Below are 22,125 nucleotides of genomic sequence, written 5' to 3'. Positions count from 1 at the left end.
TGACTTCATGACTGAATACCGCATTGAGCACGACACCATGGGCGAGGTCAAGGTTCCGGTTGACGCTCTGTGGCGCGCCCAGACCCAGCGTGCAGTGGAGAATTTCCCAATCTCTGGCCGCGGCCTTGAGTCCGCTCAGATTCGCGCGCTTGGTCTCCTCAAGGCCGCGTGTGCTCAGGTGAACAAGGATTCCGGCAAGCTGGACGCCGAGAAGGCAGACGCCATCATCGCTGCTGCTACTGAAATTGCTGAGGGCAAGCACGATGAGGCTTTCCCCATCGACGTCTTCCAGACCGGTTCCGGCACCTCCTCCAACATGAACACCAACGAGGTCATCGCCTCCATCGCCCACAACAACGGCGTGGAGATTCACCCGAATGACCACGTGAATATGGGCCAGTCCTCTAATGACACCTTCCCCACTGCCACCCACGTGGCTGCTACTGAAGCTGCTGTCAATGACCTCATCCCAGGCCTCAAGGTCCTGCACGAGTCCCTCGTGGCAAAGGCTAAGGAGTTCGCCGACGTGGTGAAGTCTGGCCGTACTCACCTCATGGACGCCACCCCGGTTACCTTGGGCCAGGAGTTCGGCGGTTACGCACGCCAAATCGAGCTCGGCATCGAGCGCGTCGAAGCGACCCTGCCGCGTTTGGGCGAGCTGGCCATCGGTGGCACCGCTACCGGTACGGGCCTGAACACGTCCGCTGACTTCGGCGCCAAGGTCACCGAGGAGCTCGTGAAGCTCACCGGTGTAAAGGAGCTGTCTGAGGCCAAGAACCACTTCGAGGCTCAGGCCGCGCGCGATGCCCTCGTGGAGTTCTCCGGCGCAATGCGCACCGTGGCTATCTCCCTCAACAAGATTGCTAACGATATCCGCCTCATGGGTTCCGGCCCGCTGACCGGTCTGGCTGAGATTCACCTCAAGGATCTGCAGCCGGGTTCCTCCATCATGCCGGGCAAGGTCAACCCGGTTCTGTGTGAGGCTGCCACCATGGTGGTCAGCCAGGTAATCGGCAATGACGCAGCTGTAGCGTTCGGTGGCTCCAACGGTCAGTTCGAGCTCAACGTCTACATCCCGATGATGGCCCGCAACGTCCTCGAGTCTTCCCGTCTGCTGGCAAACGTCTCCCGCGTCTTCGCTGAGAAGTGCATCGACGGCATTGAGGCTAACGAGGAGCGCATGAAGAAGTTCGCGGAGTCTTCCACCTCCATCGTGACGCCGCTGAACTCCAAGATTGGCTACGAGAACGCCGCCAAGGCCGCCAAACACGCACTGCACGAGAAGATCACTGTTCGCGAGGCAGTCATCGACCTTGGCTTCGTTGACGGTGAGAACCTCACCGAGGAAGAGCTCGACGAGCGCCTCAACGTTCTTACCATGACCAACCGCGACCGCGACGACTTCTAAAAGTCCCGCCCGCTCACGGCCCTGCCGCCCTCCTTCGGGAGGGCGGTTTCGTCGTTTTCACCGTCTACCTCCACCACCTATGGTGACCTATACCATACCTTTAATACATTTTTTCAAAAATCACCAACATTGCACTTGGTGCAAACTTACACTGGGTGTAGTGTTGCACTCTGTGCAAGAAGAACTGTCATTACGCGAGCAGAAGCGCCTCAAGACGCGCCTGCAAATCGAAGACGCCGCCACTCGCTTAGTGGACGAGCGCGGGTTTGCCGACGTGACCGTTGAGGAAATCTGTGACGCAGCGGGAATTTCTCGGCGCACCTTTTTCAACTACTTCGACTCCAAGGATTCTGCCGTACTTGGCGCCCCCAGCCACGAGTTCACGGAGGAACAGAGGAGCGCGTTCCTTAACACCCCCACGGATAGCGTCTTCAGGCTGGCAGTGGACCTTGTCAAGGACCATCTCGTTGGCCAACACGTTGATGGCGTGATTACGGAACGTCGCCGCCGGATTTCTGGTGACGCTGACGCTGCGGCGGCGTCGCTCAGCCGCAAGCGAGCCAAGTCCAACGAGATCCTGGAGCTCATCACAGAGCGTCTCAAAAAGGATCCTGACCTGCAGCAGATGCCCTCCGTCACGGCTGAGACGGAGGCCATTCTCATTGCCTCCGCGATGAGGGAAGCCTTCTGGATAGCCACAGCATCGCCGGATTTCAGCTGCTCCATTCCCTTTGAGCAACGCTTCGAATCTGCGCTCACACTTATTAACGACTTTTCGAAAGGACTGACATGGTAGATACCGCGGCTCAGCCGGCCTCTCCGGCCGACAATAACAAGCCCGAGCACAACCTTGCCCTCGTTTTCTCTGCCCTAGTGCTCACCATGCTGATGAGCTCCCTGGGCCAGATGATTTTCGCCACTGCCCTTCCCACCATCGTGGGTGAACTTGGCGGCGTGGACCACATGAGCTGGGTCATCTCCGCTTTCTTGGTGATGATGACGATTGCCATGCCGATTTCCGGCAAGCTCGGTGACATGATGGGCCGCAAGTGGCTCTACATTGGTGGCATCGCCATCTTTGTCATCGGTTCCACACTCGGCGGCTTCGCCGACACCATGAATCTGCTCATTATTGGCCGCGCCGTGCAGGGCTTTGGCGCCGGTTTCATGATGATCTCCTCCCAATCCATCATTGCGGAGGTCACCACTTCCCGTGAGCGCGGCAAGTTCATGGGCATCATGGGTGGCGTCTTCGGTCTGTCCTCCGTCCTTGGACCGGTGTTGGGTGGTTGGTTCACGGACGGCCCTGGCTGGCGCTGGGGCATGTGGATGAACATCCCACTGGGTTTGCTCGCCATCACGGTCTGCACCTTGGTTCTCCACCTACGCGTCGGCGATGCGGACTTGCGCAAGTTTGATCTCCTCGGCGCTGTGTTCATCGCGATTACCACCGCGTCTCTCATCCTCATGACGACGTGGGGTGGTACTCAGTACGAGTGGTCCGATCCGATCATCATTGGGCTTGGCATTACCGTGGTCATCGGCTCCATCATCACCGTCTTTGTGGAGTCCAAGGCCAAGGAGCCGCTCATCCCGGTCCAGCTGTTCAAGAACCGCAACATGGTTCTTACCACCGCCGCTGGCATGGTCTTGGGCTTGGCTATGTTCGGTGTGCTGGGATATATGCCGACCTACCTGCAAATGGTCCACACTCTGACCCCGACTAAGGCGGGTCTCATGATGATCCCCATGATGGTCGGCATGATTGGTACCTCCACGGGCGTTGGCTTCATTATCGCCCGAACCGGCCACTACAAGCGCTACCCCATCATCGGCCTAGCCATCACCGCCGGTACGTTGTTCTGGATGTCTCAGCTGACTGCAGAAACCTCTCTGGTTCAGCTTGGCGCAGAGTTCCTCGTCTTCGGTATCGGCCTAGGCTTTGTCATGCAGGTTCTGGTCCTCATTGTTCAGAACTCCTTCCCCATCGCCCTCGTCGGAACTGCGACCGCGGCAAATAACTTCTTCCGCCAGATTGGTTCTGCCATCGGTGCTTCACTGGTGGGTTCCCTCTTCATCCACAACATGAAGGATGAATTGGCCGCTAACATGCCTGCCGCCATCAAGTCCATGGGTGCGGCCGGCAAGCCTTTCGCTGAGAAGTTCGCGAGCGCCGACGGTGGCTCCGCCAACCTCACCCCGTCGCTTGTTGCCCAGATGCCGGATCCGATTAAGGACGTCATTCTCAACGCCTACAACGACGGCCTGACCCCGGTCATCCTGCTCATGGTTCCGATGGCCATCATTGCACTCTTGCTCATTCTGCCGGTGCGCGAAGAGCACCTCAAGGAGACCATCTCCTAAACATCCCAGGGAGGTCTATCGCAGGATCCCCAACTGGCGCGCCACCTGTGCAGCCACTCCAATGAGCGCGAGCACGCCGGAGATAATCGCCACGATTGTCCCAGCGTTCATGCCGCCAGAACTCAAGTCTCCACCCAGGGACTGCTTGCGCACGGTCACCGTCTTGGTCACCTGGTTGTCCGACACCTGAGGCTGGCCATTGCGCAGCTCATACGTATTAAGCGTGATGGTTGCAGTACCCTCCGCCTTGGCCTCGTAGGTACCGTCTTCGTTGACCTCGAGGACCTCCGGATCGCTGGAGCTTGGCGACGCCGCCGGGATCCCCAAAAGCGCACCATTGTAACCTTCGATCCGGAGCCCCAATCCACCCGAGGCACCCGGTGCGATGCCTCCGGTGAAGAACAGTTCAGCATTGTCAATTTCGCTGGGGGGAACGGCAATCGGGAAAGCATACCGCCCCTTATCTAAGCGCGTTGACGTGCGGTTCCTTTCCACATCTTCGAAATCTTTGAAGGAAAACTCTCCGGCAGTAGCTGTGCCAACTTCAGCAACTGCAAAAAATCGATTCTTCGGGGAAATCATGTTGTCCAGGTGACCAGTTTCCCCGTGACCGCTGAGTTTGTTCGACCATTCCTCGGCCCAACCATCAATTGCCTGATCAGCGCCCTTGTAGTTAACATTTTCGGCGCTTTTGAAGGCATCGGTGACATTCCAGCAGTCGACCCCCGGCACACGATGGTGATCCAACTCGGGACCAAGGTTTTCCTCGGCTGCTCTCTGCAGCGCAGCGTGCTCGAGTCCGCGACTCCAGGAAATAGAGTTAACGTACTCTTCACGGGAATCAAGCCCCTCACGTTGCGCGAGGTCACGTAGCGGTACATTCCCAATGGAGAGATTCGCATCCCAGGCTCGAGCTCGGATGGCCCGAATCTGGCGCACCATTAGGTCGATCTCGGACTCCATGACGGGCTCAGCGAAGACATAACCAAGCACACCATCGGGATAATTAACGTCGAACTGAGCTACAGGAACCGAGCCTGCAGATGGAAAATCCGCAGCCGTTGCGACAGGTGCTGCAAAAGCACCGGTTGCGACGACTGCGGCGGTGGTAAGGGAAAGCACGGATGTGCGGAGAGACATGGTTCACCCACGGAAACTAGAGGAATAAATACATCCTCTAGTTTAGTGGCACCTATTTCCGCTTGTCCGCGATTTCTGCTTTCTTCTCCTCCGGCTTCGGCAGGAGCAACTCGTAGACATCGGTGTCACGCCACTGGCCCGCGAGGTCACCGTAGGTCATCTTTGCCATGTGAGAGTAGGTTCCCACCTTCACGAAGCCGCGAGACTTGTGGAGGCCAGCAGAACCTGCGTTCTCCGGGAAGATCCACGAGTGGATAGCCCACTTGTGGAGGTCACGGCACACCTCGATGAGTCGGTCCAACAAGGCGCCGCCGATGCCTCGTCCCTGGGCTTCCTCGCTCAAGTAGATGGAGTCCTCCACCACACCGTGGAACACGGTGCGGGTGGAGGCCTGTGCGGCGCAGACCCAGCCGAGCACCTTCGAGTCATCTTCTGCCTCAACGGCGACGAAGACCGAGGACATAATCTTGACGTTCTTAAACTCCTCGAAGGTCAACGAGCGGGTCTCATAGGTGGCGTGGCCAGTGTTGAGGCCCTGCTCGTAGATTTCACGCATCTGCGGGTAGTCCGCTGCAGTGAACGGGCGGATGCGGAAATCCTTCTTTTTGTCTTTCGCGTTTTCGCTCATGGCCACCATTATTACTGGGCGTACTACAATTCTGCCAAGCTACACGTAGCGATGATCGCCACCTGCGAACGCGCTAATTCTCACCTTCGAGCAGATCGGTGACGAGCTCCGCAATGGCAGAGCGCTCCGAACGCTGCAGAGTGACGTGCGCAAAGAGTTCGTGTCCCTTCAGCTTTTCGATGACTGCCTGCACACCATCGTGCCGGCCCACACGCAGGTTATCGCGCTGTGCGACGTCATGCGTCAACACAACGCGCGAACCACGGCCGAGTCGGGAAAGCACCGTAAGAAGAACGTTGCGCTCAAGGGACTGGGCCTCATCGACGATGACGAAAGAATCGTGAAGGCTTCGGCCACGGATGTGGGTCAGCGGAAGCACTTCCAGAAGCCCACGATCCTGAACCTCATCCATGACGTTTTCGGATACAAGGCCTTCGAGGGTGTCGTACACCGCCTGCGCCCACGGGTTCATCTTCTCGCTCTCAGAGCCCGGAAGGTAGCCCAGGGACTGGCCACCGACCGCATACATCGGACGGAAGACCACGATGCGGCGGTGCTCACCGCGCTCCAGCACAGCCTCAAGACCCGCGCACAACGCCAGAGCCGACTTACCGGTACCAGCACGGCCGCCGATGGACATGATGCCAACCGTGGGATCAAGCAGCAGATCGAGTGCCACTCGCTGCTCAGCGGAACGACCCTGCAGGCCGAACACGTTGGCATCGCCGCGCACGAGGCGCACGGCACCTTCAGCAGTCATGCGACCTAACGCAGATTGTGCTCCTGCTTGCAGCGTGACGCCGCAATGCACCGGAAGGTCCTCGATGCGGGTTCCGGCGGTGGTCACTGATCCGTCGATAAGCACCTCGCCCTCGCTGTACAACTCATCGATAACGTCTGCGGTGGTATGAACCGTAGCCATGCCGGTGTAGCCAGTCAGCACAACATCTTGGGCATGGTACTCATCTGCCTGCAGGCCCACAGCACCGGCCTTAACGCGCAGCGGGACATCCTTGGTGACGAGGACAGTATCCTTGCCCTCGTGCTGCAGATTAAGCGCGCAGGCGAGGATGCGGTGATCCCCCTCCGGGCCACGGAAGGCTGCAGGAAGTAGGGACTGGTCTTGGTGGTTGAGCTCCACGCGCAGCGTACCGCCTTCGGCGCTCACTGGAACCGGCTGGTCCAGTGCATCGTAGGTGGCGCGAAGGTCCTCCAAAAAGCGAAGAGCTTGGCGGGCGAACCAGCCAAGCTCCGGGTGATGACGTTTTCCTTCTAGCTCTGAAATAACGACGATGGGCAGAACCACATCGTGCTCGGCGAACTTGCGTAACGCCCAAGGATCGGAGAGGAGGACAGAGGTATCAATGACGTACGTCTTAGTGGCCACGGTGGCCTCATTCGACTGCTCAGTGAGGACGGAAGGATTGGTCATGGCGTCAGGGTTCTCCCTTGTGGTGCCGACCCAACTCATCGACCTGGGACGGCGTGGTGAAGCGGGTGTGATGTGAACTATCCGGAAGCCCTATGGAAAGCTCCGGACACTGCCCAAGCTAGAGGCCGAAGGTTGAAATTACATGGGTGCAAGATGAACAGTATTAAAACGACAATCCCCGGCGTCACACCATTCCCACGAGTCAACGTGGGGTGGCATGAGCGCCGGGGAAAAGGTTCTAAGGCGAAGCCTTAGCTACAAGGTTCTTAGTCGATGGTGGCCTCGTACTCGCCGGAAGCACCCTTCATCCAGGAAATGGTGCCGTTGGTGAACTCCTGAATCCAGCCGTTACCCTCGGCCTTCTCCGGTGCGGTAGGCAGGCCGATCTCGCTGTCCAGGCCGCCCTCTTCAGCCCAGGTCTCAGCAATCTTGCCGATAACCGGCTGGGAGCCAGCATCCTCGCTGAAGGCGAGAAGCTTGTCCTTGGCGAAGGTAGCGATGCTGCCGTTGTCAGAGGTCTCGACGGACTGCGGATCGCCCCACTCGGCAGCCTTGTCCTTAATAGCCTTGGCGAAGTCGGCCGGAACCTCAACCTCACCGTTAGCGGTCTCGATGGACTCCTTGCCACCCTCGGAGTCAGAAGACTCGGAGGAATCAGCAGAATCAGAAGCGTCTGCGGAGTCAGAAGAATCTGCGGAATCGGAAGAATCTGCGGAGTCAGAAGCGTCAGCGTCCTTATCCTTGGAGCCCTTTACGGAATCCTTAGCGTCGTTGGCAGCGGAGCCAGCAGCGTCGGTGGCGTCAGCAGCTGCGGACTGGGCAGCGTCGCCAGCCTCCTTTGCAGCATCCTCAGCGTCGGAGCAAGCTACAACACCCAGGGACAGGGTGGCAGCAGCGATACCAGCAGCGAAACGACGGGTCATCTTCTTCATTGTTTATTCCTTTCTCATGAACGTTTGTTGAGAACGGACTCCACCGTAGGTTCGCAAAATTTTTTTAGCCACCACCCATCCGGTGATTTGACAACAAAATTACAGAATTATTTACGTTTCCGCTGATGAGAGCCCCTATATCTTTTCGGTAACGGTTTTATTTTCGAAGCTCCTTGGGCCTTCCTGCGTGCTTGCTTGGCCTTTGCTTTGTCGCGTGCGCTGCGTTTTTCAACGTTGTTGCGAGAGGTATTCCTTGTTCTCCCCTTTGCCACGCCCACGAAGTCTTGGATCTCATCGCTGTCGTCAGCTTTGCGCCAGACGAGGCCGATTCCCGTCAGAGGAACGGAGGGGTCATTAAAGCCGAGCGCAACTACTTGTTTCTTGCTCAGCACTTTAAGTAGCGGACGAGGCGCCACCACGATTCCCACGTTGGCGGCGACGACTTGGAGTGCGGTGCGGACCGAGGGGACGTCGACAAGCGCGTCAGCCCCTATTCTGTAATTCACAATTTCCTCAGCGACATCCTCAGGGTCGAGGTCCTCCCCTACCTCAGCGTAGACGGAGTCTTTGGGCACTGCGATGCCCGGTGCTTCCTCGTAGAGACGGACAATATGGAAGCTCTCATCGATGCGCGGATCGGGCAGACGAGTAAGCGCCACATGTGCGTCACCTGCCAAAAGCACAGCTGTGGCATCATCTGAGTCGAGCGTGACAAGGGACTCTGCAGAATGCATATCACGGTAGCGGCGAAACCATTTGCCGGGTTCGGTACCAGTGGAAAAGACAAGGCGGAGCATGCATCTCATCCTACGGTGCTGCTACCGTGGTGAGCGTGACTGATACCCCACGTACCAATGCGACCGAGCCTTCCGGCACTGCCATGCGCGCGCAGACTGCGGCCAAGAAGCTGGGTATTTACCTGCCCGCCGCCCCGGAAGACTTTCAGGCTAATGCTGTAACACACGCGGAGCTGCGTGAGCTTCAAGAGAACCCACCCGAGTGGCTCGCTACACTACGCCGCGAAGGCCCCCATCCGCGCCCAGTCGTGGCGCAAAAGCTGGGCATCTCCGTAACCGCGCTGAAGAAGAACGACATGGATCGCCCGCTCACCACCGCAGAGATCAAAGAACTCCTCAGCGCAATGCCCGAATGGTTGGAAGCCGCTCGTAAGGCACACGCTGAGGAGCGCTCGGAAAAGAGTAGCGAGGCTTAAACCAGCTTCCATTCCTCAAGGCCGTCATACAGCGGGAAGTCCGCGGCGACCTTTTCAACGCGGGCGCGCAGAGAGGCGACGTCCGCGTTCTTACCGTTAGCCAGTGCCGTACCGATAACATCGGCAACCTCGGTGAAGGCCGCGGTATCCAGGCCACGGGTAGCCAGGGCCGGAGTACCGATTCGCAGGCCAGAGGTGACCATCGGCGGGCGCGGATCATTCGGCACAGCGTTGCGGTTGACGGTGATACCTACCTCGTGGAGGAGATCCTCGGCCTGCTGGCCGTCGAGTTTAGAGTTGCGCAGGTCCGCGAGGACCAAGTGCACGTCGGTGCCACCAGTAAGCACGTCCACGCCGGCCTTGGTGCAATCCTCAGCGGTGAGGCGCTCTGCCAGAATCTGTGCGCCTTCGATGGTGCGCTGCTGACGCTCCTTGAACTCCTCAGTAGCAGCGATCTTCAGCGCGATGGCCTTCGCCGCAATCACGTGCATGAGCGGACCACCCTGCTGGCCTGGGAAGACGTTGGAGTTGATCTTCTTAGCAAAGTCCTGCTTGGCCAGGATGAGGCCGGAGCGCGGGCCGCCGAGGGTCTTGTGCACGGTGGAGGACACAACGTCAGAGTGCGGGACCGGGGAGGGGTGCAGGCCGGCGGCTACGAGGCCAGCAAAGTGGGCCATATCCGTCCACAGGTAGGCGCCAACCTCATCAGCGATGGAGCGGAAAGCCTCGAAGTCAATGGTGCGCGGGTAAGCAGACCAACCAGCGATGATGACCTGCGGCTTTTCGGCCAGTGCCTGCTCACGGACCTTGTCCATGTCCAAGCGCATGGTCTCGGGGTCCACCTCATAGGCAGCGACTTCGTACAGCTTGCCGGAGAAGTTGAGCTTCATGCCGTGGGTAAGGTGGCCACCATGGGCGAGGGACAGACCCATGATCTTGTCGCCCGGGTTAATCAGGGAACCCAGAACCGCGGCATTAGCCTGGGCACCGGAGTGGGGCTGAACGTTGGCAAACTCGGCACCGAAGAGGGACTTGGCGCGATCGCGAGCCAGATCCTCAACGATGTCCACGTGCTCACAGCCACCGTAGTAACGACGCCCTGGGTAACCCTCTGCGTACTTGTTGGTGAGAACAGAGCCTTGGGCCTGCAGGACCGCACGCGGAACAAAGTTCTCGGAAGCGATCATCTCCAGGGTGTCGCGCTGGCGAGCAATCTCACCAGTGATGGCGCCGAAGACCTCTGGGTCGAGCTCGCGCATCTCTTGGTAGCGCACGTCAGCAGAATTCGAAGTGGTCATAGAAACGTAGAGTCCCTTCTCAAAGATGGTCCTGTGGAAAGTCGCCGAAGCTAGTTCTACATCCTAACGCCGACCTCCCCCGCGCGGGGGATTTTTCTTTCCCACTGATTGCACGCACTGGTCGGGCGAATGGAACAATGGTCGGCATGGCGCGAATGACCGACGGGAGCCCGTACCTCGACTTTGACCGTGATACATGGCGCGCCCTGCGTAAATCCATGCCGCAGGTGCTGACAGAGACTGAGGTTCAGAAACTCCGCGGCCTTAATGATCGCATCGATCTCACGGAGGTCGCCGAGGTGTACCTGCCGTTGTCTCGCCTTATCCACATGCAGGTCAAGGCCCGCCAAGAACTCACTGCCTCCACCGAAGCCTTTTTAGGCAACCCACCTACCCACGTACCTTTCGTCATTGGGGTGGCCGGTTCGGTGGCCGTAGGAAAATCCACCACGGCGCGTCTTCTCCAAGTGCTGCTGCAGCGCTGGGATTCCCACCCCAAGGTGGACCTTGTCACCACCGATGGCTTCCTCTACCCCACCGCTTACCTCAAAGAGCACGGCCTCATGCAGCGCAAAGGCTATCCCGAGTCCTATGACCGCCGCGCACTGATGCGCTTTGTCACCGACGTGAAGTCCGGAATACCACTGGTGAAGGCACCTTTGTACTCACACGTGTCCTATGACATCGTTCCGGGTGAATACCAAGAAGTCCACCAACCAGACATCCTCATCTTGGAGGGCCTCAACGTTCTCCAAACCGGCCCCACGCTCATGGTTTCTGATCTGTTCGACTTTTCCGTCTACGTGGACGCCCGCGTGGACGATATTGAGCGCTGGTATATCGAGCGATTCCTCAAGCTTCGCCACACGGCTTTCCGCGAGCCGGGTGCGCACTTCGCGTCCTTCGCCGATATGACCGATGAGGAAGCATACGAGCAAGCCCGTGAGATTTGGCAGTCCATTAACCTGCCCAACCTCATGGAGAACATCCTGCCGACGCGCGTGCGCGCGTCCCTCGTGCTACGCAAAGGTTCTCATCATTTGGTGGACCGAGTCCGTATGCGCAAACTTTAGATTCGGCAGCTAGCGTCCAAAACGGCGCGAGCGCTGTGAATAATCGCGCAATGCGCGCAGGAAATCCACGCGTCTGAAAGCCGGCCAGTAGGTATCCGTAAACCAGATCTCAGAGTAAGCAGCCTGCCACAGCAAAAAGCCCGACAAGCGCTGCTCGCCCGACGTGCGAATAACCAGGTCAGGGTCCGGAAGGCCCTTGGTATACAGGTTGCTGGTGATGGCCTCCGCGGTCACGTTCTCCGCAATCGCTTCAGCGCTCAACCCCTTCTGCGCTTCGCTACGGATGAGGCTCTGGACAGCGTCGACAATCTCCTGACGCCCTCCATAACCCACCGCAATATTGACGATGACGCCTTTGTGGTCTTCCGTAGCTGCAGCGGCACAGCGCATCTTCTCGGTGACCTTTTCTGGAAGCAAATCCAGATGCCCCACCAGGCGAATCTGACAATCCAGCTCACCCTGTGACAGGTGCGTGACTACATCAGAGATGATGTCGAAAAGCAGCTGTACTTCCTGCTGGCTGCGCTTGAGGTTCTCAGTGGACAGCAGGTAGATGGTCACGACTTCAATGTCGGTGCCATCGCACCACGAAATCATTTCACTGATTTTCCGCGCGCCTTGGCGGTGACCGTGGCTAATGTCCGTGAACCCGGCCTCCCGCGCCCATCGGCGGTTGCCGTCCGCCATGATGGCCACGTGCCGTGGTTGCGGCTTGCCCTTAATCTCTCGCGTCAGGCGCGCTTCATACAGGGGGTAAAGCGCTTGGCTGAGGAATGTCACGGTCTCGCCCTCCGCGTTAGAAGATGGACTTCTTACTGGTATCGAGGATGCCCGCTTCCTTCATAGCGGCGTCAACAGCCTCATCATCGAAAGGATCAATGCCATGGTCCTCCGCAAACATAGTGCGGCGGCGGAAACGGGAGTAGCGGCGGTGGAAGTTCCAACCGGCAAACAGCACTGCGACACCCATCAGCGCAAGGATCAACAGGCCGATGGGAGACGCCTTACCAAACTCCGGCCCCACCGGCCCGCTTTGCGCGCCTTGGGCTAGAAGGGCGACGTCGTGTGCCGCGAAGTACAAAGCATTCATGCTTCTAAGACTCCCCTACTTCCGGGATTCCTGCAAATAAATCATTTTCGGGCAGCTCCGTGGATACCCGCGTCTTAGCCAACTCAAATTCTTCCGTAGGCCAGTGCTGTTGTTGGACCTCCACGGGCGTCGCCAAGAATGCTCCTGCGGGATCAATCTGAGTGGCATGCGCGCGAAGAGCGTCCTCACGGTTCTGGAAGTAGTCCGCGCACTCCACCTGGGTGGTCACGCGCGCCATAATGTCACCAAACGTTGTGTCCCAGCGCGCCAACATAGGCTCGTAGGGGCTCACCTTGCCTTCCTCCAGCAGCAAATCGTGGAAGATCTTCATGCGCTGGTACACGAACCCGTGGCTGTAGTACAGCTTCTGAGGCTCCCAGGCCTGACCAAGCTCGGGGTGGTAGGACTCATCCCCAGCCTTGTCCCACGCAATCATGGAGGAGCGATACACCATAAGGTGGTCCGGGTGGGGGTACCCGCCATTTTCGTCATAGGTGATGATGACCTGCGGTTTGAACTCGCGAATGATCTTCACCAGTTCTTGCGCCACATCATCGTCGTCCATGAGGGCGAAGCAACCTTCAGGGAGCAGGTCCTTAATGTTGGGCGCTAGCGGGTTACCCGGCAAACCGGAGTCAATGTGGCCCAGCCACGTGTGCTGGACACCCAATGCTGCGGCAGCCTCGGCCATCTCCTCACGACGGATGCTGCCCATGTTTTCCAGTACCCCGGGGCGATCCATGGCAGGGTTAATGATGTCCCCTCGCTCACCACCGGTACAGGTCACTACGAGGACCTCTGCGCCTTCGGCGGCGTACTTGGCGGTGGTGGCGGCACCTTTCGAAGATTCATCGTCCGGGTGCGCGTGGATAGCTAGCAGGCGCTTAGTACTCACTAGGTGATACATCTCCCTTTACCGTCGTCTTAAACAATGGCCCAGTCTAGTGGATAGTTTGTTCTGGCCGAAGGTTGGATAGAATCAGATTCATGTCATCCGCTGGTTCCGCTCGTCCTGCCTCCCGTTCCCAGTCCCGTTATGGCTCTTCTACTAAGAGCACGGGCTCGTGGACGAACCGCGCCATCGTCCTCGTCTTCCTGGCTGCCTTCATTGCCATGATTGTCTTCGGCGTGCAGTATTTCCGTACTCAGCAAAAGGTCAATGCGAATATTTCCTATGTCTCGCACGAGATTATTTCTGATGACACCGCACGAGTTTGGGTCGACATTACCCGCAACCGCGTGGAAGAACCCGCATACTGCATTGTCCAGGCCTTCGATTACTCCAAGGCCGAGGTCGGCCGCCGCGAAATCGCCGTCCCCGCTGGCGGTGAGGAAGCCCAGCGCGTGGCTATCGACGTTCCTACGAACCACCGCGCGGTAGCTGGCGGCGCCTACGGCTGCTCCGGCGCAATCCCTTCCTACTTGGACATCGACACCATGGATTCTGTCGAATTCACGGGTGAGGCAACAGATAGCTAAAAGCCCAGCTATGCTAGTATGTTGAGCGTTCTGAATGGGCCGTGCCACCTGCACTTTTGCGCCCATTCTTTTGAGAGATTATCCGTAAACGGAAGGTTGCACCATGGCTGAGCAGCAGAAGCAGTACATCACCCCGGAAACCAAGGCCAAGCTCGAGGCCGAACTGCAGGCCCTCATTGACCACCGCCCGGTCGTCGCTGCCGAGATTAACGAGCGCCGCGAGGAAGGTGACCTCAAGGAGAACGCCGGTTACGATGCCGCGCGTGAGATGCAGGACCAGGAAGAGGCCCGCATCAAGCAGATTTCTGAGGTTCTGGCTAACTCCACCACCGAGCGCACCGCCGTTCAGGAGGGCGTGGCCCACATCGGTTCCGTTGTTCACGTCTACTACAACGGCGATAAGGACGACCGCGAGACCTTCCTCATCGGTACCCGCGCTGCTGCCTCCGACAACAAGGATCTGGAAACCTACTCCGAGCAGTCCCCACTGGGCGCCGCTTTGCTGGGTGCTGCCGAGGGCGAGACCCGCGAGTACACCGCTCCGAACGGCAAGACGTTGTCGGTCACCGTGGTCTCTGCAGCACCGTATGATTCTGCTAAGGCCGCCACGCCGCGCCAGTCCTAACTTATACTGCTCTACATCACCGTTTTTCTGAGAAAGAGTTCTACCCATGAAGAAGTTCACTCGTTTCGCCGCTGCCGGTCTGGCCGTCACCGCTGGTCTTACTCTCGCCGCTTGCCACCCGCCGAGCCAGCAGGATTCCGATGAAAAGGTCGACACCGCTGCCACCTTCGAAGCTGAGGCTCCGGGCGCCGGTGCTTCCGAGGAAACCGCAACCGAAACCGTGACCGAGGTTGCCACCGAGGTTGCCCCTGCGACTGGCTCCGAAGTTGTAACCAACTAGCTTCACGACGAAGCGGCACCACGATTGTTGTGGTGCCGCTTTTCGCGTTTTGGTCCTCCGGTCTTAGTCCCCGTCTCGGGCCCATTCCCCAATCACGCCCGGAAGCACCGCCGGCGATTCTCCCAGCAGGTCACGTTTGTTGGGATCTCGTTCAACCTGCGTGGTCACGGATTTGATCTGCTTTTCATTCTCTCCTCCACGGGCCGCGCCGCCCATCATGGGCATCATGCGGAGGCCCGCAGCGCCCTTCGCCACGTGTGCCCCGGACTTGGCTGCCACCCCGGCACCGTTGTTTCCGGCTCCTCCAACCGCGCCCCCAATAGGGCCCGTGACGGATCCGCCAGCTCCGCCCGCGCTTGCCGACGCCCTTCCGTCCCTCGCCCCGCCAGACGCCGCCGCTCCCGGTAGTCCGCCGAGGACGGGGTGCGTTCCGGTCTGCGGTGAGGTGGCAGACGCTCCCCCAAGGCCCGCTGCCGAGGTCAGCGGGTTTTCAGGAATGCGACCCAGCGCTCTGTTCATTCCGTTGTTCATGCCCCTCGGCATGCCGCCTGTCAGCGCACCCGCTGTACTGCCACGGCCTCCCGGCAGCCCCAAGGCTCCCATGCCGGATGCTCCCGCACCCGCGCCACTGCCTAATCCGGCGGCCGACAGGGCTTGTCCGTTTGCCGCCTGAACGCCACCCATAAGATTCACGGAACTAACCCCTGCGGTGGCTGCGGACGTGTTCATTTGGGAGGCGTCGATTGGCTCAAGCGCATCACCGAACCCTAGCTCGCTCAAGATACTGCGCCCGCGGTTGCGCAAATCTGACTGGAACTGCGCGATCTCTGCGGCATCCATTCCCAGTTCCGAGAGCCCCTTCATCTGTCCAGTCGCAGCGTCAAAGGATCCCGGACCAACCTCACCACTCTCCATAGCCTCTGCAATCTGCTTAGGCCACGTAACTCCGTCGGTGTTGTACTGGGTTCCATCCCCAGCCACCGCACCGAACTCCGTGCTCACATCGCCCCCACCACTCGGCGGGGCTGCATCCATGAGCGCGTGTTGGTACGGCATAGCCATAACAACCCCCTCTTGTAGCAGCCCCTGCATATGAAGCAACGCTGCCCTTTCCGCTGCTGCGCGCGTAGCAGGCTCCGGAATAGCCATCACCTCGAAGGCAAGAGCTACTGCCTCTGCCTGGGTACTCATAATGCGGGCTTGCAAGCCGAAGAGCTTCTGCTGCATTACCTCGGAATTTGCAATGAAGTGGGTACCAGCTTGCGCTACCTCACGGATTTTGGCCGCTGCTCTCGCCGTTGGTTCACTGTCGTTCTCGGACTCCAACGACGCCGCCGAAGCATGGAGCCCCTCAACGATGTCGCCGACTTCCGCACTCAACGTCCTCCAGCGCGCCTGCGCTTCCGATACATCCCAGAATCTCGTTGTAAACAAATCCGAGGCCAACCCCATAATCGAAGCGCCTGGGTCCACTACCGGCATCGTGAATCCGAACGGACTATATCCAGGGTCCGGCTGCTCCACGATGGGCATGGCTTCTGCCCCACCGCCACCTCCAGCATCCGCAACGTCGAGCCCACGACTATTCAATTCATCTTGGGATTCGAAACCAGCTAGTTCAGTTTGCAGAGTATCCCCTAACCAAGCCACCTGACTCCTGAAACCTTCCAACGAATTACGCGCAGAACCCGGATCCGTCGCCAACACACGCTCGTGGATCGCACCGACTTCACTTAGGCCTGTAACTGTTGAAAATCCCCCGTCAAGTGGGCTATGAGCACGCTGTTTTGCGAACTCTAGGTTCCTATCCAGATTGTGTATTGACTCCACATGGCTATTTAAATTGCTCTCATTAATTAACATTTTAGACCCCGAGCCCCTAACTCTTTAAAGCAAAGAACCCATTATCCTTCCCACGTTCTTGCAATTATCTACACTTGGATATCTAACTGATACTTCAGTCCAAGATATTGAAAAGGTTCCCTCTTTAGTTTCGACGTATCCAGTACAAGTAGCGCCTTCAATAAGTGAATCTATTACAAAGTAAATTGTGTCTCGATATTGACCAGCCCCGGGCCTCCCTTCGGGAAACGCATCTTTAACTTCCGCCATTGAAAAGTCACGAGTTTCAAAAGTAACGTTGGCAATTGACTTTTCGGAGGATTCAAAGACAAATCGACAAGACCTGAAACCGGATTCGCGCTTTGCCTCGCCTGTTGCCACCAACCCCATGTCAGCTACATACAAACGCATTCTCTCCGTGCACGGATCGAAGACCCTAAAGCCAGGAACGCTTCGATCGAAACCCCCAAGTGGCGGCAATACACCATCCCTCAGCGGCGATGATTCAAACTTCCCCGTGGCGGTGGCATCAGCGACCCCCGAGTCCACTGAGCCACCGCCGCCCCTAACGTCAGAGAAATCGTGAGAGCCCCCGTTACTGTCGCCATGAGAACGAACACTCAGACCCTGCAATGATGCACAGCTCGATAGCACCCCCATACAAGCCGTCACCAACACAAGGCCCCCGATTCGCTTCATGGTTTTCCTTCTCAACCAATATCCCTGACTTTTCGAAGCCACCTTCCGGAGCGGACTCCGTGAGCGGCTTCAGAAACAAGGATGCACGAAAAGACACCGGCTGTCTCGACAGATTGTATGAATCACTTAAGAATTTGATAAACCAACGAGACTTATCAATGAATACTATTAGAAGTTTGGCAAATAGATACTGGCAGACCCTGTGACACAGGCTACCCTCAGGGCTGACAGATAAGCTCGATCTAATTTGAAAAAATTTGGGACGGGTACCCCCGAATTACAATAATGGAAGTAGATGAGCTGGGCTTTTCGGCCACGATTCCCGACGAGCAGTTTTCCCTTTCGAGGCGTAACACGTGCAATGACATACTCTGGCAGCGACAGGGAGATTCGCGGCATACGGCAAGCAAACCAACAAACCTTTTCAGTAAAAAATGAGACCCAAATTACCCTTGCGTCCATTAACGCGACCATGAACCAACCTAGAAACCTCCAATTCGGCGCCCATATGGGCCGTAACTTCTCACGTCGGCGTTTTCGACGAAACCAAAGAAGACTGCCACCACGACCAGGTGGCAGGCGAATGTAAACCCGAGTATCGCCGGATTGGAAAACTACAACTCACTCAGAGCTACATGCCTGAGTTCGTCGTCGTATGAAACGACGTTGCGCGATTCTCTCCCCTCTACGTGACCACTTGGCATCCCGTCGTCCGTGACAACGAAAGTCGCGACAGCAAATCACCTCACCTAGCTTCGTCGTTTCTGACGACGACGAGCCTTTGACGCCATATTCCCTATTGCTTAGAAGGGAATATCGCCACCGTTAGTATTGTCGCGGTCTGCGGGGTCGGTCATGTCGAAGACTTCAACGATGTCACCGTTATCCAACTCCACCTTTAATGCTTTGGCATCCTCATGCATCTTCGCTCGATGCGCCATAACATCCTCAGCAACACTACGAGCCCACCTGCGCATCGAGGGTGCTAGCGGGCCTGTGGCTTGCGTGGTCACCCAACTGCCATCAGCTAACAACCACACCACATCACCGGTAACGGGATCCAAAATATAAAAGGCCCTGCCCTCGGTCTTCATATTGTGATGACGCTGGCACAAACACACCAAGTTATCTGGATGTGTTGGCCCACCCTCGGCATAATTAATCCGATGATCCAACTGACACATCCACGCTGGCACATCACACCCCCCAGCCCGACACGTCCCATCACGGCCCTCAACATACTTACGCACAAAATCAGACGGACGATAAGAATCAGATGCTTTAGGTACCTGGCTTAAATCCCGCTCAACCACCTTGGCTGCTGGTATATCCTCACCACGCCACCCATGGCCCTGAACAAACACCGGTGCCCCCTCCACATCAGACGCCTTATAAGTATGCACCACCACTTTGCCTGCCTCCGGCTCCACTGTGCCCGACAACAACAGCACCATGGCATCCGCCATTGAAACCTCATGCTTTCTGGCGGTTTCTTTAATCAGCTCATGGATGACCACACCCACAGTGGAATCAACCTCTAACTCAAGAAACGCCCGCTGGCCTCGAGTAAGGATGGAATACCGGTTCTTTTTACGCGTATCACGAAATGCTACTGAATCATCTAATACTTTGGCGATATCACGCACCCGGCGCCGAATCTGACTCGCTGTCGGAAACACCTGATTAGGCCGCTTCGGTACAAACCAGCGCGAAAGATTCTCATCAATTTCTGCCACCACCGCCCTAGTCGGATGCCCCAGCTTCGACATGACCTCATCAATCGCTACCAGCGACGCCATATCCAACAACGCCTGCGCATCCTGCAACTGCTTGACCTTCGGCAATTCTTCAAGCCGAAGAACCCCCATCACATTCTTAGCGACTTGCCTGGCCGTCTTGGCAGTCTTGACCGAAAGCTTCATCACTTCACTATCAGAATCAGCCTCCAAAGCCGGAAGATTATGTAACCAAAACTCGTACTCCGCGCGCCGCAGAAACATCCCCGCAACACAAACCGGATCATCAGGATTTGAATGAGAAAAATACGCCAAAGGAACAGAAGAAGTTGTTGTTGTGGTTGCCACCATAAGTGACCCACCCCTTAAAGACTAGAACATACGAACATGCTTTCTAGTCACAACACTACCCAACCGCCCCGACACCACACCAGACCCCACAACACGCCACCAAACCTAGACCAAAACAACACACCCGTTCGAACACACTCTTGCCAACACCACATATAGACGGCGAATTATCAAACACCCCACACCACACTGTGACAAACACCACAAAACCGGCGGCCAACACCAGTTAAGGTGTCAGCCGCCGGCTATATAAGGCGTTGGTTAAGAACTAATCCCTGAAGTAGCTCAGCAGACGCAGAATCTCGGTGTAGAGCCAGACCAAGGTCACGGCCAAGCCAAGGGCGATACCCCACGCGTACTGTGCCGGAGCACCCTGACGAATAAGTCGGTCAGCCTGGTCGAAGTCGGTCATGAAGGACAGGGATGCCAGGACGATGCAAACCAAGGAGAAAATAATGGCAATCGCGCCGCCGTCACGCAGCGGGTTAAAGCCGAAGAAAATAGCGCCCAGGAAATTAACCAATGCCAAGACGGCGACACCAGTAATGAGTCCGAACATAATCTTGTTGAACTTCGGGGTCACCTTCACTGCACCGGTCTTGTAGACCATGAGCATGCCGATGAAGACGCCGACCGTACCCATAATGGCCTGGCCAATGCCCACGCCGATCTCACCTAGGTCGGCGAGTGCCGCACCACCCGTTTTATCAAGAGATCCACCGGCAACGATGTACGAAAAGCCACCGACAAAGAGGCCCTCAAATGCGGCGTAGATAAGAGTCACGGCAGCAGAACCGAACTTCTTGCCAAACGTCGACACCAGCACGGTAATCAAGCCACCGATGGCACCAACCAAGGTCAGACCCATCGCCACAACTGGGTTAAACAGCGCGCCAATGCAGAAGTTAAGAACAGCCAGCGCGATGATGACGGCGAGGGTGATACCAGTCTTGGTCACCACGTCATCAACGGTCAGCGGGCGGTCGGCACTACGGGTGGCCTCGTTAAACGGGTTGTCGCTCTGACCAAACGGATTGCTCTGAGTCTGGTTCTGGTTTCGGCTGGATGAGAGGGAACTCATGACGGGGTTGCTAGAACGCACGTGAATCCCGATTCCTTTCACAGTCTTGCTCAATAAAGACGGCCCCATAAGGGCCGCCGTGGTTATGTTCTCACTAGCTTCAACGCACTCGATTGCTAGGAAGTTCCCAAAAATCCCAAACTTTGCAAAATATTCTTAAAGAGAGGCGTCGGGAAGCACTGTGCTTGTCGACGCCTCCCCCTACCCGCACGACTGGCCTCATACTTCGTGACTCGCATCTATATAGTCACGGATAGCGCAGCCCGATTAATTGGAGGATTTCTGGACACTTTTTGGACACTTTCGCGCCAAAGTGGCCATATCCATCTGCGTTTCCGCTGGTCATGGTGCCCCCAGTGGTGCCCCCAGTGGGACTCGAACCCACACTGAATCGATTTTAAGTCGACTGCCTCTGCCGATTGGGCTATGGGGGCCAAACCGTGCCCACCTATTTTAGGGCACGGGTGCTCGCACACTAGTTATTGGGTCAGGCTGCGGCGAGACCGGCGATAATTCCGTCGAGAATATCCTTCTCACTGATAAAGAAGGAGCGGGCGCTGCTGTTGCGCTCAATCATGGTCATGATGCCTTCGACGGCTACGCATCCACCGCCGATGACGTCAGCACGGCCTGGGTGGATGACCGGATTGAGGGCACGGACGTCCGAGGACAGACCTATCATTTGACGGATCAGCACACGCAGGGCGTCGAAACGCAGCTCGGAACCGTGGATGGAATCGGCGTCATAGCGCTCCATGCCTTGGGCAAGAGCAGACAACGTGGTGAAGGTTCCGGCGCAGCCGACGAAGGTGACGGCTTTGTCGATGGGTACGATTCTCTCCACGTCGGCCATACGCTCAGCGACGTAATCAGTGGCGATCTCGATTTCTGCTTCAGTAGGCGGATCACTGCGCATCATGCGTTCGGTGAGACGGACACAACCCATCTGAGCGGAGTGAGAGCCTAGGATTTCACCGTCGATAGTGCCGACGACGAACTCGGTGGAGCCTCCACCCAAGTCAATGACGCAATAAGGCCCCTTCTCCGAGCTGAGGTCCGCCACAGCGCCGGTAAAAGACAACAGGGCTTCCTCCTCACCGGAGATAATCTCAGCGCGAGCCCCCGGCTGAATTTGGCCGAGAAGCTCCGCCGTCATGTCGAAGAAATCACGATGATTCTTGGCATCACGCGTGGCCGAGGTAGCCACCATGCGCACGCGCTCAACCTTTTCGAACTTCATCTGCTTGACGTACTCCTCCAAGGCTGCGCGGGTACGCGCGAGGGCCTCCGGAGCGAACTCGCCGGTAGCATCGACGCCTTGACCAAGGCGAACAATTTCCATCGTGCGGGAAATGTCCCGAATCTTGCCATCGCCTTGAATCTCACTGATGAGTAGACGGATGGAGTTGGTTCCGCAGTCGACAGCAGCGACGCGAGTCATAGGTCAAGCCTTT

Annotated in this window: 21 protein-coding genes and 1 tRNA gene; 8 read left to right on the top strand and 14 right to left on the bottom strand. The window is 57.5% G+C overall.

Features of this window, described 5'->3' with window-relative positions:
* The first annotated feature begins 7 nt into the window (after positions 1-7).
* From I6J26_RS10830 to I6J26_RS10820, 3 genes are all read left to right on the top strand, one after another.
* Positions 8-1,408, top strand: a complete 1,401-nt coding sequence (locus I6J26_RS10830) for a class II fumarate hydratase (RefSeq protein ID WP_115021586.1) — start codon at positions 8-10, stop codon at positions 1,406-1,408.
* Positions 1,409-1,568: 160 nt separating this feature from the next.
* On the top strand, positions 1,569-2,204 hold the full coding sequence (locus I6J26_RS10825) for a TetR/AcrR family transcriptional regulator (protein WP_395858297.1): 636 nt from the start codon (positions 1,569-1,571) through the stop codon (positions 2,202-2,204).
* A complete protein-coding gene (locus I6J26_RS10820) occupies positions 2,198-3,772 on the top strand; it encodes an MDR family MFS transporter (protein WP_115021584.1) in 1,575 nt (524 codons plus the stop codon). Before I6J26_RS10825 ends, I6J26_RS10820 begins: the two co-directional genes overlap by 7 nt.
* A 15-nt stretch (positions 3,773-3,787) precedes the next feature.
* On the opposite strand, the gene I6J26_RS10815 is transcribed toward I6J26_RS10820, so the two are convergent.
* From I6J26_RS10815 to I6J26_RS10795, 5 genes are all read right to left on the bottom strand, one after another.
* Entirely contained in the window at positions 3,788-4,912 is a 1,125-nt protein-coding gene (locus I6J26_RS10815) for a CAP domain-containing protein (RefSeq protein ID WP_115021583.1), read from the bottom strand.
* A 52-nt stretch (positions 4,913-4,964) separates the two neighbouring features.
* On the bottom strand, positions 4,965-5,549 hold the full coding sequence (locus tag I6J26_RS10810) for a GNAT family N-acetyltransferase (RefSeq protein WP_395858296.1): 585 nt from the start codon (positions 5,547-5,549) through the stop codon (positions 4,965-4,967).
* Positions 5,550-5,613: 64 nt separating this feature from the next.
* Positions 5,614-6,972 carry a PhoH family protein gene (locus I6J26_RS10805; RefSeq protein ID WP_115021581.1) on the bottom strand — a complete coding sequence of 453 codons (1,359 nt, stop codon included), beginning with the start codon at positions 6,970-6,972 and terminating at the stop codon, positions 5,614-5,616.
* A 266-nt stretch (positions 6,973-7,238) separates the two neighbouring features.
* Complete coding sequence (locus I6J26_RS10800) at positions 7,239-7,904, bottom strand: LGFP repeat-containing protein (protein WP_115021580.1); 666 nt, start codon at positions 7,902-7,904, stop codon at positions 7,239-7,241.
* Positions 7,905-8,011: 107 nt separating this feature from the next.
* Positions 8,012-8,701, bottom strand: a complete 690-nt coding sequence (locus tag I6J26_RS10795; protein WP_115021579.1) for a LysR family transcriptional regulator substrate-binding protein — start codon at positions 8,699-8,701, stop codon at positions 8,012-8,014.
* A gap of 83 nt (positions 8,702-8,784) precedes the next feature.
* On the opposite strand from I6J26_RS10795, the gene I6J26_RS10790 reads away from it, so the two are divergent.
* Positions 8,785-9,117, top strand: a complete 333-nt coding sequence (locus I6J26_RS10790; protein WP_115024283.1) for a DUF5997 family protein — start codon at positions 8,785-8,787, stop codon at positions 9,115-9,117.
* On the opposite strand, the gene glyA is transcribed toward I6J26_RS10790, so the two are convergent.
* Positions 9,114-10,415, bottom strand: coding sequence for a serine hydroxymethyltransferase (gene glyA, locus I6J26_RS10785; RefSeq protein WP_115021578.1), 1,302 nt, complete (start codon positions 10,413-10,415; stop codon positions 9,114-9,116). The genes I6J26_RS10790 and glyA overlap by 4 nt on opposite strands.
* Positions 10,416-10,561: 146 nt before the next feature.
* Between glyA and coaA the strand changes: the two genes are divergently transcribed.
* The gene (gene coaA / locus I6J26_RS10780; RefSeq protein ID WP_070671987.1) at positions 10,562-11,488 is read left to right on the top strand and encodes a type I pantothenate kinase; all 927 of its coding nucleotides are present in this window, start codon (positions 10,562-10,564) and stop codon (positions 11,486-11,488) included.
* 9 nt (positions 11,489-11,497) lie between these two features.
* Here the strand turns inward: coaA and I6J26_RS10775 are convergent, their stop codons facing one another.
* From I6J26_RS10775 to mca, 3 genes are read right to left on the bottom strand one after another with little or no spacing between them, the layout of a single operon-like run.
* Positions 11,498-12,268 (bottom strand): isoprenyl transferase, encoded by a 771-nt coding sequence (locus I6J26_RS10775; RefSeq protein WP_070671957.1) that lies wholly within the window; start codon positions 12,266-12,268, stop codon positions 11,498-11,500.
* Positions 12,269-12,284: 16 nt separating this feature from the next.
* Positions 12,285-12,578: a hypothetical protein gene (locus I6J26_RS10770; RefSeq protein ID WP_039674700.1), complete on the bottom strand. Its 294-nt coding sequence runs from the start codon at positions 12,576-12,578 to the stop codon at positions 12,285-12,287.
* Positions 12,579-12,582: 4 nt separating this feature from the next.
* A complete protein-coding gene (gene mca, locus I6J26_RS10765) occupies positions 12,583-13,473 on the bottom strand; it encodes a mycothiol conjugate amidase Mca (RefSeq protein WP_115024280.1) in 891 nt (296 codons plus the stop codon).
* A gap of 92 nt (positions 13,474-13,565) precedes the next feature.
* On the opposite strand from mca, the gene I6J26_RS10760 reads away from it, so the two are divergent.
* From I6J26_RS10760 to I6J26_RS10750, 3 genes are all read left to right on the top strand, one after another.
* Entirely contained in the window at positions 13,566-14,057 is a 492-nt protein-coding gene (locus tag I6J26_RS10760) for a DUF4307 domain-containing protein (RefSeq protein WP_115021577.1), read from the top strand.
* 103 nt (positions 14,058-14,160) lie between these two features.
* Positions 14,161-14,682, top strand: coding sequence for a transcription elongation factor GreA (gene greA, locus I6J26_RS10755; protein ID WP_115021576.1), 522 nt, complete (start codon positions 14,161-14,163; stop codon positions 14,680-14,682).
* A 46-nt stretch (positions 14,683-14,728) separates the two neighbouring features.
* The gene (locus I6J26_RS10750) at positions 14,729-14,962 is read left to right on the top strand and encodes a hypothetical protein (protein WP_115021575.1); all 234 of its coding nucleotides are present in this window, start codon (positions 14,729-14,731) and stop codon (positions 14,960-14,962) included.
* A 63-nt stretch (positions 14,963-15,025) separates the two neighbouring features.
* Here I6J26_RS10750 and I6J26_RS10745 read toward each other — a convergent pair whose 3' ends face one another.
* The 5 genes from I6J26_RS10745 to I6J26_RS10725 all read right to left on the bottom strand — a co-directional run bounded on the left by I6J26_RS10745 (position 15,026) and on the right by I6J26_RS10725 (position 22,112).
* On the bottom strand, positions 15,026-16,612 hold the full coding sequence (locus tag I6J26_RS10745) for a hypothetical protein (protein WP_275422335.1): 1,587 nt from the start codon (positions 16,610-16,612) through the stop codon (positions 15,026-15,028).
* Between the two features lie 1,694 nt (positions 16,613-18,306).
* On the bottom strand, positions 18,307-19,590 hold the full coding sequence (locus tag I6J26_RS10740; RefSeq protein ID WP_239121783.1) for an HNH endonuclease signature motif containing protein: 1,284 nt from the start codon (positions 19,588-19,590) through the stop codon (positions 18,307-18,309).
* A gap of 268 nt (positions 19,591-19,858) precedes the next feature.
* The gene (locus I6J26_RS10735) at positions 19,859-20,692 is read right to left on the bottom strand and encodes a Bax inhibitor-1/YccA family protein (RefSeq protein WP_115021573.1); all 834 of its coding nucleotides are present in this window, start codon (positions 20,690-20,692) and stop codon (positions 19,859-19,861) included.
* Between the two features lie 336 nt (positions 20,693-21,028).
* Positions 21,029-21,105, bottom strand: a tRNA-Leu gene (locus I6J26_RS10730).
* Positions 21,106-21,158: 53 nt separating this feature from the next.
* Positions 21,159-22,112: a Ppx/GppA phosphatase family protein gene (locus I6J26_RS10725; RefSeq protein WP_115021572.1), complete on the bottom strand. Its 954-nt coding sequence runs from the start codon at positions 22,110-22,112 to the stop codon at positions 21,159-21,161.
* Between the last annotated feature and the right edge of the window lie 13 nt (positions 22,113-22,125).

Source organism: Corynebacterium minutissimum (genome assembly GCF_016889765.1).
Taxonomy (GTDB): Bacteria; Actinomycetota; Actinomycetes; order Mycobacteriales; family Mycobacteriaceae; genus Corynebacterium; species Corynebacterium minutissimum_B.
The sequence above is the reverse complement of the archived record's forward strand: the minus strand, read 5'-3'. Positions and strand labels throughout refer to the sequence as shown.

Coding starts and splice junctions, on each gene's coding strand:
- I6J26_RS10830 (WP_115021586.1), top strand. CDS start 8: ATGACTGAATACCGCATTGAGCACGACACCATGGGCGAGGTCAAGGTT.
- I6J26_RS10820 (WP_115021584.1), top strand. CDS start 2,198: ATGGTAGATACCGCGGCTCAGCCGGCCTCTCCGGCCGACAATAACAAG.
- I6J26_RS10815 (WP_115021583.1), bottom strand. CDS start 4,912: ATGTCTCTCCGCACATCCGTGCTTTCCCTTACCACCGCCGCAGTCGTC.
- I6J26_RS10810 (WP_395858296.1), bottom strand. CDS start 5,549: ATGGTGGCCATGAGCGAAAACGCGAAAGACAAAAAGAAGGATTTCCGC.
- I6J26_RS10805 (WP_115021581.1), bottom strand. CDS start 6,972: ATGACCAATCCTTCCGTCCTCACTGAGCAGTCGAATGAGGCCACCGTG.
- I6J26_RS10800 (WP_115021580.1), bottom strand. CDS start 7,904: ATGAAGAAGATGACCCGTCGTTTCGCTGCTGGTATCGCTGCTGCCACC.
- I6J26_RS10795 (WP_115021579.1), bottom strand. CDS start 8,701: ATGCTCCGCCTTGTCTTTTCCACTGGTACCGAACCCGGCAAATGGTTT.
- I6J26_RS10790 (WP_115024283.1), top strand. CDS start 8,785: ATGCGCGCGCAGACTGCGGCCAAGAAGCTGGGTATTTACCTGCCCGCC.
- glyA (WP_115021578.1), bottom strand. CDS start 10,415: ATGACCACTTCGAATTCTGCTGACGTGCGCTACCAAGAGATGCGCGAG.
- coaA (WP_070671987.1), top strand. CDS start 10,562: ATGGCGCGAATGACCGACGGGAGCCCGTACCTCGACTTTGACCGTGAT.
- I6J26_RS10770 (WP_039674700.1), bottom strand. CDS start 12,578: ATGAATGCTTTGTACTTCGCGGCACACGACGTCGCCCTTCTAGCCCAA.
- I6J26_RS10760 (WP_115021577.1), top strand. CDS start 13,566: ATGTCATCCGCTGGTTCCGCTCGTCCTGCCTCCCGTTCCCAGTCCCGT.
- greA (WP_115021576.1), top strand. CDS start 14,161: ATGGCTGAGCAGCAGAAGCAGTACATCACCCCGGAAACCAAGGCCAAG.
- I6J26_RS10750 (WP_115021575.1), top strand. CDS start 14,729: ATGAAGAAGTTCACTCGTTTCGCCGCTGCCGGTCTGGCCGTCACCGCT.
- I6J26_RS10740 (WP_239121783.1), bottom strand. CDS start 19,590: ATGGTGGCAACCACAACAACAACTTCTTCTGTTCCTTTGGCGTATTTT.
- I6J26_RS10725 (WP_115021572.1), bottom strand. CDS start 22,112: ATGACTCGCGTCGCTGCTGTCGACTGCGGAACCAACTCCATCCGTCTA.